Source organism: Swaminathania salitolerans, assembly GCF_007988945.1.
Lineage (GTDB): Bacteria > Pseudomonadota > Alphaproteobacteria > Acetobacterales > Acetobacteraceae > Swaminathania > Swaminathania salitolerans.
In genome coordinates, this window is sequence record NZ_BJVC01000001.1 from 777,407 (window position 1) to 791,653 (window position 14,247).

Sequence of the window (14,247 nt, forward strand, 5' to 3'; positions counted from 1 at the left end):
AGATCGGTTCGCGCATCAAGATCCGTCTGTCAGGGGGGCGTGGCTGAAAACCCGGAGTTACCATTCTCAGGTCAAATCGTTCTTTGTTTCAAGCGCAAGTTTGCGCAGGGCATACAGCGTCTCCAGCGCAGCCTTCGGCGAGAGCGTGTCCGGATCCAGCGCCTCGAGCGCCTCGCGCAGCGCATCGCGGCACATCTCCTGCGGTGCGCCCGCTGCCGCGTCTGCCGTCTCGAACAGGGGCAGGGCAGGGATAGCATGGCTCTGGTCGCGCTCGAGCGCTGCCAGCAGGCGCGTCGCACGCCGGACCACCGGCAGGGGCACGCCGGCAAGCTGGGCGACATGAACGCCCCAGCTTCGTCGTGCGGAGCCTTTGCGTACCTCGTGCTGGAACACCACCTGACCCTGCCATTCCCTGACCGCCATGGTGTAGGGCGTCAGGCGCGGCATGGAATCCGACAGGCTGCACAATTCATGGAAATGGGTCGCGAAGATCGTTCGCGACCCGAGCTGGGAATGCAGGGCCTCGAGCGTGGCCCAGGCGATGGCCAGACCGTCGAGTGTCGAGGTGCCGCGCCCGATCTCGTCGACGACCACGAGCGAACGCGGTCCGGCCTGACGCAATATCGCGGCCGTTTCGGTCATTTCCACCATGAAGGTAGAGCGTCCGCGCGCCAGATCGTCCGCCGCACCGACACGGGAGAACAGCCGGTCCACGATTCCGATCCGTGCCCGGGCGGCGGGGACCGGCAGCCCGGCCTGCGCCAGGATCACGGCAAGAGCCGTCTGGCGCAGGAAGGTGGATTTTCCGGCCATGTTCGGGCCCGTGAGCAGCATCACGCGGCTCTCGGGCTGGAGGGCGCAGTCATTGGGAATGAAGCGGGCCGATTTGCCGAGTGCCGCCTCCACCACGGGATGGCGACAGGCTTCGAGCACGAAATCCTGTTCCCCGGTCATTTCCGGGCTGCACCACGAGCCGTCCCTGGCGAGGCGGGCCGCGCTCGTCAGGACGTCGGTCATGGCAAAGAGCGCGGCGAGCTCGGGCAGGGCCGGATGCGCCACGCACTCGGCCACGAGTGCGGCAAAGAGGCGCCGCTCGAGAAGGGCAGCCCGCTCGGCTGCCTCGGCAATGGCGCGGTCGAGTCCGAGCAGCTCGTCCGTCGTGAATCGGACGAGGCTCGCGGTTCCCTGCCGGAACGTGAGCTCGGGCCGCTCGCGCAGCTTTGCGCCATGCAGGGCGGAAGTCTCGATGATATAGCCGAGCTGGGCGTGATGGCGGATCTTCAGCGTGGCAATGTTGTAGTGATCGGCATAACGCTGCTGCAATGCGGCAAGGGTGCGCTTGCTGTCGTCGCGCAGGCTCCGGCAATGATCGAGATCGGGATCGTAGCCGGTGGCGATGGCACCCCCGTCCTCGATCCGGGCGGGCAGGGAATCCGCCAGGGCCTTCTCGAGCGTGCCGAGCAGGGTATCGGCCCGACCGTAAAGGCCTGAAAAAAGCGTACGGATCAGCGCGGGCGTCTCGGCCGAGCAGAGCGGCTCGAGGATTTCCACGAGCAGATCGGCATTTTGCAGACCGTCCCTGATCGCAGCGAGATCGCGCGGCAACCCGCGTCCTGCCGAAAGCCGCCCCAGAGCCCGGGCGAGATCCGGGCAGTGCTTAAGCAGCGGAACGAGCCGGTCGATCAGCCCGGGCTGGCTCCCGATCCAGCGCCAGCCATCCTGACGGTCCCGGATGAGAGCCACATCGGTGGAGGGGGCCGCGATCCACTGGGACAGCAGGCGCTGCCCCGCCGCCGAGGATGTGCGATCGACCGAGGCGAGCAGGGTATGGGTGGTCGTGCCGTCGCGGGCGAGCACCAGATCGAGGCTCGCGCGCGTGGCGGGATCCAGTCCGAGCGTACCGGCTTCGCCACGCCGCAGGGGGCGTGCGATGCGCGGCATGGCGCCCGCCTGACTGCGGCGCACATAATCCAGCACCATCGCACCGGCACGGATTTCCTCATCGTCGAAATCGCCGAGCACCGAGACCTGCGCGACCTCGAAGGCCTGGGCCATGCGCTGTTTCGCGACGTCCTGACGCGGCACCGCGACATTGGGTGCGACCCGCGCCGCGAAGGGGCCGGGAACGATCGCCGGACTGGCGAGGATCTCGGAAGGATCGAGCTGTGCGAGGATTTCCTCGACATGGTCGGGGCCGACGCAGGCGGTCTCGAAGGAGCCCGTCGAGATGTCGATCCAGGCGACACCGATACAGGCCTCGCCCTTACCCGGTTTCTTCGGCGAAGAGAGCGCGAGAAGAAGGTTCTGCCGCCCGGCTTCGAGCAACTCGTCTTCGGTAAGCGTTCCCGGCGTCACCAGACGGACGATCGCGCGTGCGAGCGGTCCTTTCTGGGGGGGCTCTCCCGGCTTTCTGGGCAGTTCCGTCTGCTCGGCAACGGCTACGCGAAACCCCCTGCGGATGAGCCGGGCGAGATAGGCCGGTGCTGCCGCAACCGGAACGCCGCACATCGGAATCGGCAGGTCGTTGTGTTTGCCGCGGGTAGTGAGGCTGATATCGAGGGCCATGGATGCGGTTTCCGCATCGGCAAAAAACAGCTCGTAGAAATCGCCCATGCGGAAGAAGAGCAGGGCATCGGGCTCCTGGGCCTTGAGCGCGAACCACTGCGCCATGGCCGGGGTGGCGCCCTCAGCCGACGGGATCAGGCCCGTGATCGCCGGTGTGGTCATCGATGAGAAATCCGCAGCATGAGGCTCTTATCTAGTCTTCTCCCGGAACTCTGTGAACAACAAGTTAAGGGTATGCTGCGATTGGGCCATGCATGATGGCCTTTATGCAACGCTTCGGCGCGTCCCGGTTCAGGCTCTGTCCTGGCTGCCAGAGCCGGAGCCAGAGCCGGAGCCGGAGCCGGAGCCGGAGCCAGAGCCAGAGCCAGAGCCACTGCCTGTGCCAGAGTCGGCGCCGGACCTGCCGCGATTGCGTTTCAGGACCCTTCTGACCAGCTGGTCCGGTCGCGCCACGCCAAGCCCCCAGAGGGCAGCGAGATAGATGACGCCTGCGAGGCTCATGAGGAAGGCAAGCATCGCCGCGCGGGCGACGCCATGCCAGATCACGAGTCCGGGCGCCAGAAGGCGCGTCAGGCACCAGACGGCAAACGCCATGACCAGAGCGGCCAGCGCGATGCGGGCCAGCCGTCCGAGCAGCGCGCGGTCGGGCTGGAACATGCCCCGCCTGTGCAGAATGACCCCGAGCAGGGCGAGATTGACGGCAGCGGCCAGCGAGCTTGCGAGCGGAGGGCCGATATGCGCGAGAGGACGATAGAGCAGGAGGTTGAGGACGAGGTTCAGCGCCAGCGTGACGAGGCCGATTCTTACCGGCGTCCGCGTGTCGCCCTGCGCGAAGAAGCCGGGTGCGAAAACCTTGACGAGAACGAAGGCGGGCAGGCCGAGCGCGTAGGCGCGCAGCGAGCCCGCCGATGCCAGGGCATCCTCGACCGAGAATTTTCCGTAGCCGAAAAGGGTTGCCATGATTTCGGGCGCCAGGGCGAGCAGGCCGAGACAGGCGGGAAGCGTCAGGATGGACGCGTAATCGAGGGCCCTGTTAAGGGTTTCGCGCGCCGCTTGGGGGTCGTTCGTCTCGATATGCCGGGTCAGGATCGGCAGGAGCGTCGTACCCGCTGCGGCACCGAGAACGCCCAGCGGCAGCTGATTGACGCGATCGGCGAAATAGATCCACGAAATCGATCCGGCCGGAAGGAAGGACGAGATGATCGTATCGACCGTAAGGTTGAGCTGCGTTGCGCCAGAGCCCAGAAGTCCCGGCCACAGACGGTTGAGCATATTGCGCATGTCTGTCGTCAGCCGCGGCCGGGGGAGGGTGAGCCGAAGTCCCGCCCGCCGGACAGCCCAGAGGAGAAGGCCGAGCTGGGCGAAACCGGAAAGCGTGATTCCCCAGGCGGCGCAGGTGACCGTATCCCCGAAGACGCAGGCGCCAAGCACGATCGCTGCGATGCCCACCACGTTGAAGGAAACATAGGCACCGGCTGCCATTGCAAAGCGATGCATCCCGTTGAGCACGCCTGCAACGACCGCTGCGAGACAGATGAGGAGAAGATAGGGAAAGGTGATGCGCGCAAGCGGAACCGCCAGCTCGAAACGCCCGCCTCCGGGCGAGAAGCCCATACCGATCACGCTGATCAGGGAGGGCATGAAGATCTCGCCGAGAATCGTCAGCAGGAGCAGCCAGGCCCCGAGACAGCTCAGGACCTGGGAGGCAAAGCGCGCTGCCTCGTCTTCGCCCCTGTGAGTCAGCCTTTCCGTGAAGAGCGGCACGAAAGCGGCGCTGAGCGCGCCCTCGCCGAACAATCTGCGAAACATGTTCGGCAGTCGGAACGCGATCTGGTAGGCGTCCTGAACGGGCCCTGCGCCCAGAAAAGCGGCCAGGAGCTGATCGCGGATCAGACCGAGCACGCGCGACATCATCGTCCATCCACCGACCGTGATCAGGTTCCGCAGCATTCAGTTATCCAGTTTTCGGGCATCCCGTTTCCGGGGCGGGGCCAGTTTCCAGCAGGGGCCAGTTTCCATCCGGCCAGTTTCCATCCGGTCAGTTTCCATCCTGTTCCGGGTCGCGTCGGAAGCCAGCCGCCAAGGGCGCTGTTTAGCCACAAGATGCGCCCGGACGCCACCCGTGCGCTTTCCTTGTCGGAGGAGCTTTGCTTGTCGGGCGTCTCTTTCTTCGGGCGCGCTCCTGTGGTCCCCGCCCGGAGGGAGGGGGCAAAGGCGTTCCCCGCGCGATCCGATCCGGAAAAAAAACCGGCGCGTGCGAAGCTCAGCGATCCATCAGGGCGCGCTGGATGACTTTCTTCATACGCGGTGAGTCGGGCGAGGTGAGCGGGGTGAACCAGTCGACGAGCTTTCCCTCGCGCGAGACGACATATTTGTAGAAATTCCAGCGCGGACGCGAAAGCATGCCGCCCTCGCGTGCGAGCCAGCGGAAGAGCGGCGTGGCGGCGGGACCCTTTACGACCGATTTCGCTGCCATGGGGAAACTGACGCCATAATTGCGCGAGCAGCTCTGTTCGATCTCCGAGGCCGTTCCGGGTTCCTGCTGCCCGAAATCGTTGCTCGGCACCCCCAGAACGACGAGGCCGTCCTTGGCGTACCGGCTCCACAGATGTTGCAGACCCTCATATTGCGGCGTGAACCCGCATTTGGATGCGGTGTTGGCGATCAGGACGACTTTTCCCCTGAATTCGGAAAGCGGAATCGTGCCCGTACCGAGGGCGGGAATCTCGAGATCGTAGAAACCGGTGGTCATGATACCTCGTCAGGGATATGAGCTGCGGGCGTGCGGCTGCGCCTGTGACATCGCATGTCCGACACTATGTGGCTTTGCGCTGGACACCGCGCAAGCATCTTGACAGAGTATGCCTCCTTGTTGCCTCGGAGAAACAATGTCCATATCGCTGCGCGGCGTGGCCGGAATCGCGGTGCTGATCGCGCTCGGTGTTCTCTTTTCCTCGAACCGCAAGGCCATCGACAAGCGACAGATCGCAACGGCTCTGGCGCTTCAATGCGGCATTGGTGCTCTCGCCCTCTTCGTTCCCTGGGGGCGTCGTGTTTTCGGAGCGCTGGCCGATGGGGTGGGCGCTGTTCTCTCCTATGGCTCGGTCGGCACGCATTTCCTGTTCGGCGGGCTCGCAGGGCCTAGAATGCAGGCGCTTTTCGGACAGGACGGCTTCGTGTTCGCCTTCCAGGTCCTTCCTGCGATCGTCTATGTCTCGGCTCTGATCGCGCTGCTCTATCATCTCGGCGTCATGCAATTCGTGGCCCGCCTCGTCGGGCTGGGCGTCCGCCGCCTTCTCGGCACCACCGCGATCGAGTCCTTCTCCTCCGTCATGACGGTCTTTCTCGGGCAGAGCGAGATGCCGGTCGTCCTGCGGCCCTATGTCGGACAGCTGCGACGCGCCGAGCTCTTCACGATCATGAGTTCCGGGACGGCGTCCGTATCGGGTTCGGTTCTCGCGGGCTATGCAGGGCTCGGGGTTCCGATGCCCTATCTGCTCGCCGCGTCGTTCATGGCGATCCCCGGGGGGCTCCTTTTTGCCAAGCTTCTCTGGCCGACGCCGGAAATGGCAGGGGTGCGCGAGAAAATGCCCGATGCCGTGGTCGAAAGCGCCGGGATTTTCGATGCCCTCGCCGAAGGGGCAATGAGCGGCGCGCGTGTCGCCTTTGCTGTCGGCGCGGTTCTGGTGGCGTTCGTCGGCCTGACCGCGCTCCTCGATGGCTGCCTCCATGGTATCGAGCACCGTTTCGGGCTCGCGGGAGGAAGCGGTCACGCCCCCGGCCTTTCGGAGGTTTTCGGCTTCGTCATGGCGCCGATCGCCTGGCTGATCGGCATTCCCTGGAGCGAGTGCAGCGCGGTCGGCGCTCTGCTTGGTCAGAAGATCGCCTTCAACGAATTCGTCGCCTATGCGAGCCTTTCTCCGATGATCCACGCCCATGCGCTTTCGGGCCATAGTCTTGCGATTGTCTCGGTCGCCCTGTGCGGTTTTTCCAATTTTTCCAGCATCGGTATTCTCATCGGCGGCTTCGGGAGCGTGTCGCCCGGGCGCCGGGCGGAGATTGCGACGATCGCACCGCGCTGCGTCATCGCGGGAACGCTGTCCAATCTGACCAGCGCCGCGATCACGGGACTGTTTGTTTCGGGATGATGCGGCGCGTAGCGAGATCTGACCGGCATGGAACAGGATGATCCCTTACGCGAGCCTGTCGCGTCGAAGGAGGATGCCGGAGCCCGAACCGGCACCCGAACCGGCGCCCGAACCGGCACCCGGGCACGGGAGATCGAGAAACACGTTCTGGCATCCGGGGCGGCCGGGCTCGGTCGGCTCACCCGGGCGCTCTACCCGCACCCCGATGACAGGCCGCTCATGGGGCGGCCCGCGCCGGGGCGTCGCATTCACCCGCGCCTCTATCTCTGCGAATTCTGGGCGACGGCCCTTCTGCTCGTCTGCGGTGTCTGCAGCAATGTCGCGATCGGATCGCCGCTCAGCCCCGTCGCCCGGGCACTCGCTTCTTGTCCGTGGCTTCTGACCGCCCTTCAGGGACTGCTTTTCGGTCTGAGCGCAACGATCGCCGCATTCTCGCCCTTCGGGCGGGTCAGCGGCGCCCATCTCAGCCCCTCCATCAGCATCGCCTTCTGTCTCGGGCGACGGCTGGCCCCGACCGATGCGGCATTCTATGTTTTCTCCCAGATCTCGGGTGCCGTACTGGGTACGGGACTGGTGGCGCTGAGCGGCGTCTTGTGGCCGGAATGGGGACGATGGTGCCGCGCCGGGCATTTCGCGGCGACGATCCCGTCTCCCTCCGTCGCGCCTGTCTGGGCCGCGCTGGGCGAGAGCTCGACGACTGCGATCCTGATTGCACTCATCCTGACCTTCGGCGCTCATCCGGGGCTGAGGCGTTTTGCAGCCTGGGTATCCGGACCGCTCTTTTTCCTGCTCAACCCCTTCGAGGCCTGGCTCTCGGGCGACAGCACGAATCTCGCAAGGAGTTTCGGCCCCGCGCTTTTCTCGGAAAGCTGGAGTCATTTCTGGGTTTATGTTGCAGGGCCACTGTTCGGGGTCTGCGTGGTTCTCGCGACGTTGCGCGCCGAGATGTTCGGGCGGATCCGTCTTCACGAGGCGAGACTCGCCTATTTCGGCCATGACGGGCGGGCGCCCTATTTCGTCCCTTATGTCCTGCGACGTCTCTTCCGGCGTCCGCCCGCTGCGCGGGGTTGAGCCGGAAGAAGAAGGAAAAGCGGATCGCGCGACGAGACGTCAGGCGCGCCGGATGATCATCGCCTGGGTGGTCGGCAGTTCGATCACCCGCTCCGGCTTGTCCGCAAGATAGGCCGAAAAGGCCGAAGCGACCCCTTCGATGATCGAATAGTCATGCGTGACGATAATTCCGCCCGGCACCATGCGCGGGTAGAAATAGGAGAGACCTGCGAGGGTCGCCTCATGCAGATCGACATCGAGATGGACGAAGCTGTAGCGACGTTCCTCGAGGCCAGCCGCGGAATCCGGGAAGAAACCGGGATGATAGCTGACCTGTCCATATCCCGCGAGCTTGCGCCTGACCGTATCGAGTGTGCCGCAGAACTCTCCCTTTTCGAAAATCGCGCGTTCCCTCTCGCCCGGAGGGGGGAGGCCTTCGAACGTGTCGAACAGATGGAGTGTGCGACTGCCCTTCACCATGCAGAGCAGTTCGGCCGAGGCGCCCTGATACACACCGAATTCGGCGAAATCGCCCTCCATCCCGGCCTGGGCATGAGCGAGTTCGTGAAGCAGGAACGCCTCGTCGCTGCTCAGAAGGGAGTCGGTGCCCGAGGCGGCCTTGCGCAGCCGGCGAAGCGTCACCGGATGCTTGTGTCCGGAAAGGAGCATCGCCTGAATACGGTTATGCACGCCGAAGCTCAGGAACCTGACGAGGCGGTTCCGGCTGACGAGTCGTCGCATGGCTTCGTTACGCATCCACATGATCATGTCTCACTGACGTCATTCGGTGGTTGTCGGGCGATGCAGGATCTGGCGATGCGCCTCGTCCAGATCGAGGGATCCCGCAAGAAAGGCGGCGACCGTTTCGGTAATCGGCATCGAGATCGCGAGGCGTCGGGCAGATTCTGCGAGAGCGGGAGCCGTCGCGACCCCTTCTGCAACGGTGTTGCGCGCCGCGAGGATATCGGCGAGTTTCGCCCCGCCGCCCAGCGCGTATCCGAGGCTGTAATTGCGCGATCCGACGCCCGTGCAGGTCAGGATCAGATCGCCGACGCCACTCAGCCCGGCGATGGTCGCTGCCCGGCCCCCAAGGGCGTCCGAAAGACGACCGATCTCGACGATGGCCCTCGTGATGAGCGCCGCCCGGGCGTTTTCGCCATATCCGGCGCCCATGGCGATTCCGGCGCCGATCGCGATCACGTTCTTTGCAGCGCCCGCGATCTGGACACCGGTCGGATCGTCGCTCGCATAGAGGCGAAAGGAGGGAGAGGAGAGAAGGCCCACGTGACTCCGGGCCTGATCGAGGGAGGTCGCCGCTATGGTCGCTGCGGCTGGCGCGCCCTGAGCCACCTCGATGGCAAAATTCGGCCCCGACAGGACGGCGAGGGGACGGTCGGGATGGAACTCGCCCAGAATATCGAGCGGAAGTTTTCCGGTGTCGCGCTCGAGCCCCTTGCAGCAGGCCACGAGTGGTGAAGTCCCGCGCAGTTTCGGCGCCATTTCGCGCAGGGTCTGCATCGGAACCGCGACCAGGGTGAGGTCGGCCTGCACAGGCAGGGAGGAGGTGACAGAAACGCCCTCCGGCAAGACGACCCCGGGCAGCCGCGGGAGGATCCGGTTTCCCTCCGGCACGGGGCTGCGCGACCAGAGCGTCACGCGCGCGCCCGAGCGCGAGGCCGCGCAGGCCAGAGCGATGCCCCAGGCGCCCGCGCCGATGACGGCGATATGAGGGACGGCGATACGGGGTTTGTCTTGCATCATTCTTCCACGATACGGGTAACGGCCCAGTCCGCGCCTGCATCCGCAGGCAGGAGAGGGAGGAGCGCAGCGAGAAAACCCGACGCTTCCTCTTCGAAACGCCAGGGTGGTCCCGCCACGATCAGGCCGCAACCGTTCAGTCGCGCCGGATCGGTCGGCGGTCGCAGGGTCAGGCTGCAATCGACGATGTCCCGCAGCCCGGAGCTTCGCAGGGCATCGTGAAAGGCGCGCACCGGCGCACGATGCTTGACCGGATACCATGCCGCGACGATTCCCATCGGGAAGATCGTCCGCGAGGCGACGATGGCTCTGGCGAGCGCTTCGAACTCGTCTCCTCGTTCGAAAGGCGGGTCGATCAGCACGAGGCCGCGTTTGAGGTCGCGTGGCGGCAGGAACGCCTTCAGCGCGGCATAACCGTCCCGATGATGCACGGAAACCTGTCTCTGCCCGTCGAAGCTGCGACGGAGCGTCGCTGCGTCTTCAGGATGGAGTTCGCAGCAGATCAGCCTGTCCTGGGGACGCTGCAGCGACGCCACGATCGCGGGCGATCCGGGATAGCGCGCGGGCGCTCCGTATTCCCGCACGATCGTCGCGTAATCCGCGAGGGGGCCGGGCGTCTCCTCAATGGCGAGAAGCCGGCCGATTCCGTCTTTCCATTCGCCGGTCTTCAGTGCCTCGCTGCTTCCGAGATCATAGGTTCCGCAGCCGGAATGCGTATCGAGCACGCAGAATCCTGCCGGTTTGCGTTGCAGGTGACGTAGGATGGCCAGAAGGAGGCCGTGCTTCATCATGTCTGCAAAATTGCCTGCATGGTAGGCGTGGCGATAATTCACGCGTCCGAGCCCTTTTCTGTCGCATGGAGTGGCCCGTGGGCAGGAGAGTCCAGCAGGGAGAGCAGGGAGTCCTGATCGGGATGTTCGGCGGTGCGGACCGCAGCGAAAGGCGCCTCGGCGAGAACGTCCGCGATCTGCGTCGAGAGGGCGAGGGCGGTGATCGTGCGCAGGATCGTGCGCCTCTCGCCTACTGCACGCAGAAAGGCCTGTGCGGTCGCGGCGGAGTAGAACAGGGCCGCGCCGATCTCTCCTGCGGAGAGGCGAGCGCACACCGACGAGGAGAGATGGCCGACCGGCTGCGTCATATAGACCACGCGGCGCGAGACGGACCAGCCGGCATTCCGGAGGTCCCGGGCGAGATCCTGCCCGAGATGACGGCCTGTCGCGAGAAGCAGGGTCGGGTCTCCACAGGGTTCCCCGAGATGCGGGACGAGGGAGAGCGCCGTGCCTCCGGCATGATCCACCGAGGTGAAACCGCAGGCCCGTGCGCGCTCCGCCGTTTTTCTGCCGACGGCGGTCAGGGCGATGTCGTGCGGGAGGGTGGCGGCCAGACTGTTCAGGCTCTGCCCGCTGGTGACGACGACGCGGCCGAACCGTGTGGCCCCCTTCAGCGGAAGGGGGATGACATGCAGCATCGGGGCCGCACAGGGCGACCAGCCCCTCCGGGCGAGCTCGGTCATCGTGTCACTGAGGCCGGGCTCCGGTCGCGTGACCAGAACACCGGCGCGGGCGCCCTCAGCCATGATCCTCGAAGATATCGGCAGGCGAATCCGCCCTGAGGGACAGGCCGAGTTCCCGACCGAGACGCAGCGCCTCGGTCGGCTCGCCGCAGATCTCGCGGCGGAGATGGAAAGAGCCGTCCTCGCGTGCCACGAGCCCGGTCAGAACGAGCTCGCGATCGGCGAAATGGCCGCGACCCGAGGGGTTCGCCCTGGCTCTCAGCCGGGCATATCCGCCGATCGGGGTCCGGCAGGAACCATCGAGCACCTCGAGCAATGCGCGCTCGGCCGTTGCGACCGCGCGTGCCTCGGGATCCTCGATGGCCGAGAGCAGGTCGAGCAGTTCCCTGTCTTCCGCACGCACGGTGACGCCGACGATCCCCTGTCCCGCTGCCGGAGTCATCAGCCCTGGGTCGAGAATGAGGTCGGCGCGATCCTCCATGCCCAGACGCCGCAGCCCGGCAAGCGCCAGCAGGGTTGCATCGCAGGCGCCTCCCGCCAGCTTGTCGAGCCGTGTCTGGACATTGCCGCGCAGCAGACAGAACCGGAGATCGGGGCGACGATGAAGGAGCTGGGCCTGGCGTCGTACCGACGAGCAGCCGACCCGCGCGCCATAGGGCAGGGCATCCAGCGGCGAAAGCCCCTGAGCCACGAGCGCCTTTGCGGTTTCCCGCAATGCCGGACTGACGATCAGCACGTCGCGCGCATCCTCGCGTTTGAGCGTGCAGGCAAGCGTGAGCCCCGGAGGCAGCGTTGTCTCGAGATCCTTGAGGCTGTGCACCGCAAAATCGATCTGCCGGGCGAGGAGGGATTCGTGGATTTCCTTCGCGAACAGACCCTTGCCGCCGATCTCGGCCAGACGACGGGACTGGACCTGATCGCCGGTGGTATTGATGGGATGCTCCTGGAAGGCCCCCATATCGCGCAGCAGCGGGCAGAACCGTGTGAGCCGGGTCAGGAAGGCGCGCGTCTGCACGAGGGCGAGGGGCGAACCCCGGGTTCCGACACGCAGGGGCAGGGCATGGCCTGTGGCGGGAGGATGGGGGGAGGCCTGACGGCGCATCGCCTCGGCGGCGACCTGCTGCAATTGCAGGCTCTGTGTCAGGAGTGCATCCGGCAAGATCGTCTGTTTCATGGCTGATCTTGCTACTCCACCGCGTGAGCCGTGAAAAGAGACCGCTCGCCTTCATCGGCGCATCGCGATATCAGGAGACATGGCACCCTCATCGCTTTCCGCCCCCGTTCTTGCGATCGAATCCTCCTGTGACGACACGGCCTGTGCCATTCTCTCCCCGCAAGGGGAGATCCTCGCCGAGCGGGTCCATACGCAGGCAGATCACGCAGCGCTCGGCGGCGTCGTTCCGGAAATAGCCGCGCGCGCCCATCTCTCGGTCCTGCCCGGTCTGGTGCGGGAAACGCTGGAGGAATCCGGTCTGGACATTGCAGGGATAGGTGCCTTCGCCGCGAGTACGGGGCCGGGTCTGATCGGCGGTCTGATCGTGGGCAGCACATTCGCCAAGGGGCTTGCAATTGCCCGGAAACGACCGTTCATCGCCGTCAACCATATCGAGGCCCATGCGCTCTCGCCGCGTCTGCCCGGGCATGGAGGGGATGGAATTAAATTTCCGTATCTTTTGCTTCTCATGTCGGGCGGGCATTGCCAGTGCGTTGCGGTGCGGGGCGTCGGCGATCACGAGAAACTCGGCGGTACGATCGACGATGCGGCGGGGGAGGCGTTCGACAAGGTCGCGAAGCTGCTCGGACTGGGCTGGCCGGGCGGCCCGGCGCTCGAGAGGCTCGCCAGAGAAGGCGATGCGCAGGCCGTTTCCCTGCCTCGCCCCCTGCTTGGGCGACCGGGATGCGATTTCTCGTTTTCCGGCCTCAAGACGGCCGTGGCACGGCAGATCGCCCCCTGGGGTGCCGAGGCCCTGCCGCGAAAGGTCGCCGCCGATCTGGCGGCGAGCTTCCAGCGTTGCATTGCCGATGTGGTGGCCGATCGTGCCCGTCATGCCCTGGAGCAGCTGCCTGCCGCGCGTGCTCTCGTCGTCGCCGGAGGCGTCGCGGCGAACGGCAATGTCCGTGAGACGCTCGAGGCGGTCGCCCGGGACCATGCGGTGCCTTTCTTCGCACCGCCTCTGCGTTTATGCACCGATAATGCGGTTATGGTAGGCTGGGCCGCACTCGAGACGATACGCGCCTACGATGCCGCAGGCATCCCGCTCGAGGATGGAATAGAGATTGCCCCCCGACCGCGCTGGCCGCTTGCCGAAACGGGGGAGCGCCTCAGGGCAACGCGCGGAGCGGGGGCAACGGATTGACCGGGGACGGGACGGGTTCCCCGGGCTGAACATGGATGCCGGGCCGGACACGGATCAGGATGCGGGCATGGAGCGCGGTCCGTCTGTCGGGTCCGGCCTCGTATCGGTTGCGGGGCGCGCCATCCGAGCGGTCACCCGACCGGGTACCGAACCGGCCAATGAACCGGCCAACGGGCCGAAGAGAGATTTGACGTAGGAGACGACAGGATGACGCAGGAAGACAATTCCTGGTTCGACGCCGACAAGACCACGGCGCGGCTCGAGCGTGAGGCCGGAATCGGAGAAGCCGATACTGCGGTGCCGCAGAAGCAACATACGATGAGGGAGGTGGTCGTCTCGCTCGTCCTGCCTTGCATCCTGATCGGAGTCGTTCTGATCGCCCTGCTCTGGGGGGTGATCTTCTGGTTTCGCCTGCTGGGCTGACAGAGCCCGCAGGGAGGAGGGGGCAACCTCTTGCGTCCCCGCACGAAACAGGGCAAAGAAACGCCGCTCCCGAGAAGGGGCGCCCTGTGCGGATCATCATCCGGACAGAAGGGAGAGGTGGCCGAGTGGTTGAAGGCAGCGGTCTTGAAAACCGCCGTGCGTGCAAGCGTACCGTGGGTTCGAATCCCACCCTCTCCGCCATTTCAGTCCCAAAGTGGGCACGCCGATTCCCGACGATCTCCCGCTAGAGACCGAAGTAAGGGCGCGCAGCAATTCGTCCTTCGATCCCATGATGCGAACATGGCCTTCTCCGACTTCAACGCGCTGGGCAAAAGCGCGCAGATGATCCCGCCGGTAGCCGCCACCCTCCAGCCAGAGCCGCCGCCGTGCGGTCGTGGCGAACTTTCGTAAAACAGCCGGCGTCACCGCCATG

The 14,247-nt window shown here is 65.5% G+C and carries 12 protein-coding genes and 1 tRNA gene; 5 read left to right on the forward strand and 8 right to left on the reverse strand.

Annotation, left to right across the window (positions count from 1 at the left end):
- Nucleotides 1-66: 66 nt before the first annotated feature.
- From mutS to SSA02_RS03210, 3 genes are all read right to left on the reverse strand, one after another.
- Nucleotides 67-2,727 carry a DNA mismatch repair protein MutS gene (gene mutS, locus SSA02_RS03200; RefSeq protein ID WP_246103577.1) on the reverse strand — a complete coding sequence of 887 codons (2,661 nt, stop codon included), beginning with the start codon at nucleotides 2,725-2,727 and terminating at the stop codon, nucleotides 67-69.
- A gap of 129 nt (nucleotides 2,728-2,856) precedes the next feature.
- The gene (murJ, locus tag SSA02_RS03205; protein WP_147092436.1) at nucleotides 2,857-4,515 is read right to left on the reverse strand and encodes a murein biosynthesis integral membrane protein MurJ; all 1,659 of its coding nucleotides are present in this window, start codon (nucleotides 4,513-4,515) and stop codon (nucleotides 2,857-2,859) included.
- 313 nt (nucleotides 4,516-4,828) lie between these two features.
- On the reverse strand, nucleotides 4,829-5,317 hold the full coding sequence (locus tag SSA02_RS03210; protein WP_147092437.1) for a glutathione peroxidase: 489 nt from the start codon (nucleotides 5,315-5,317) through the stop codon (nucleotides 4,829-4,831).
- Between the two features lie 136 nt (nucleotides 5,318-5,453).
- Between SSA02_RS03210 and SSA02_RS03215 the strand changes: the two genes are divergently transcribed.
- Nucleotides 5,454-6,713: a NupC/NupG family nucleoside CNT transporter gene (locus SSA02_RS03215; RefSeq protein WP_147092438.1), complete on the forward strand. Its 1,260-nt coding sequence runs from the start codon at nucleotides 5,454-5,456 to the stop codon at nucleotides 6,711-6,713.
- Nucleotides 6,714-6,740: 27 nt separating this feature from the next.
- Nucleotides 6,741-7,784, forward strand: a complete 1,044-nt coding sequence (locus SSA02_RS03220) for an MIP/aquaporin family protein (protein WP_147092439.1) — start codon at nucleotides 6,741-6,743, stop codon at nucleotides 7,782-7,784.
- Between the two features lie 39 nt (nucleotides 7,785-7,823).
- Here SSA02_RS03220 and SSA02_RS03225 read toward each other — a convergent pair whose 3' ends face one another.
- From SSA02_RS03225 to hemC, 5 genes are read right to left on the reverse strand one after another with little or no spacing between them, the layout of a single operon-like run.
- A complete protein-coding gene (locus tag SSA02_RS03225; RefSeq protein ID WP_186807648.1) occupies nucleotides 7,824-8,525 on the reverse strand; it encodes a TylF/MycF/NovP-related O-methyltransferase in 702 nt (233 codons plus the stop codon).
- 18 nt (nucleotides 8,526-8,543) lie between these two features.
- Nucleotides 8,544-9,524 (reverse strand): NAD(P)H-dependent glycerol-3-phosphate dehydrogenase, encoded by a 981-nt coding sequence (locus SSA02_RS03230; protein ID WP_147092441.1) that lies wholly within the window; start codon nucleotides 9,522-9,524, stop codon nucleotides 8,544-8,546.
- Nucleotides 9,521-10,354 carry a 23S rRNA (adenine(2030)-N(6))-methyltransferase RlmJ gene (locus SSA02_RS03235; protein WP_147092442.1) on the reverse strand — a complete coding sequence of 278 codons (834 nt, stop codon included), beginning with the start codon at nucleotides 10,352-10,354 and terminating at the stop codon, nucleotides 9,521-9,523. The genes SSA02_RS03230 and SSA02_RS03235 overlap by 4 nt, the downstream gene beginning before the upstream one ends.
- The gene (locus SSA02_RS03240; RefSeq protein WP_147092443.1) at nucleotides 10,351-11,097 is read right to left on the reverse strand and encodes a uroporphyrinogen-III synthase; all 747 of its coding nucleotides are present in this window, start codon (nucleotides 11,095-11,097) and stop codon (nucleotides 10,351-10,353) included. Before SSA02_RS03240 ends, SSA02_RS03235 begins: the two co-directional genes overlap by 4 nt.
- Nucleotides 11,090-12,208 carry a hydroxymethylbilane synthase gene (hemC, locus tag SSA02_RS03245; protein ID WP_147092444.1) on the reverse strand — a complete coding sequence of 373 codons (1,119 nt, stop codon included), beginning with the start codon at nucleotides 12,206-12,208 and terminating at the stop codon, nucleotides 11,090-11,092. The genes SSA02_RS03240 and hemC overlap by 8 nt, the downstream gene beginning before the upstream one ends.
- Nucleotides 12,209-12,287: 79 nt before the next feature.
- Between hemC and tsaD the strand changes: the two genes are divergently transcribed.
- The 3 genes from tsaD (at nucleotide 12,288) to SSA02_RS03260 (ending at nucleotide 14,015) form a co-directional block, all read left to right on the forward strand.
- Nucleotides 12,288-13,391 carry a tRNA (adenosine(37)-N6)-threonylcarbamoyltransferase complex transferase subunit TsaD gene (gene tsaD, locus SSA02_RS03250; protein ID WP_147092445.1) on the forward strand — a complete coding sequence of 368 codons (1,104 nt, stop codon included), beginning with the start codon at nucleotides 12,288-12,290 and terminating at the stop codon, nucleotides 13,389-13,391.
- 207 nt (nucleotides 13,392-13,598) lie between these two features.
- Nucleotides 13,599-13,814 carry a hypothetical protein gene (locus SSA02_RS03255; protein ID WP_147092446.1) on the forward strand — a complete coding sequence of 72 codons (216 nt, stop codon included), beginning with the start codon at nucleotides 13,599-13,601 and terminating at the stop codon, nucleotides 13,812-13,814.
- A gap of 111 nt (nucleotides 13,815-13,925) precedes the next feature.
- Nucleotides 13,926-14,015 (forward strand) — tRNA-Ser (locus SSA02_RS03260).
- Nucleotides 14,016-14,247 lie beyond the last annotated feature (232 nt).

Bases quoted from the DNA above. Each gene is read 5' to 3' on its own strand.
- SSA02_RS03230 (WP_147092441.1), bottom strand. From the start codon at position 9,524: ATGATGCAAGACAAACCCCGTATCGCCGTCCCTCATATCGCCGTCATC.
- hemC (WP_147092444.1), bottom strand. From the start codon at position 12,208: ATGAAACAGACGATCTTGCCGGATGCACTCCTGACACAGAGCCTGCAA.
- SSA02_RS03240 (WP_147092443.1), bottom strand. From the start codon at position 11,097: ATGGCTGAGGGCGCCCGCGCCGGTGTTCTGGTCACGCGACCGGAGCCC.
- SSA02_RS03210 (WP_147092437.1), bottom strand. From the start codon at position 5,317: ATGACCACCGGTTTCTACGATCTCGAGATTCCCGCCCTCGGTACGGGC.
- mutS (WP_246103577.1), bottom strand. From the start codon at position 2,727: ATGACCACACCGGCGATCACGGGCCTGATCCCGTCGGCTGAGGGCGCC.
- SSA02_RS03255 (WP_147092446.1), top strand. From the start codon at position 13,599: ATGACGCAGGAAGACAATTCCTGGTTCGACGCCGACAAGACCACGGCG.
- tsaD (WP_147092445.1), top strand. From the start codon at position 12,288: ATGGCACCCTCATCGCTTTCCGCCCCCGTTCTTGCGATCGAATCCTCC.
- SSA02_RS03215 (WP_147092438.1), top strand. From the start codon at position 5,454: ATGTCCATATCGCTGCGCGGCGTGGCCGGAATCGCGGTGCTGATCGCG.
- murJ (WP_147092436.1), bottom strand. From the start codon at position 4,515: ATGCTGCGGAACCTGATCACGGTCGGTGGATGGACGATGATGTCGCGC.
- SSA02_RS03220 (WP_147092439.1), top strand. From the start codon at position 6,741: ATGGAACAGGATGATCCCTTACGCGAGCCTGTCGCGTCGAAGGAGGAT.
- SSA02_RS03225 (WP_186807648.1), bottom strand. From the start codon at position 8,525: ATGTGGATGCGTAACGAAGCCATGCGACGACTCGTCAGCCGGAACCGC.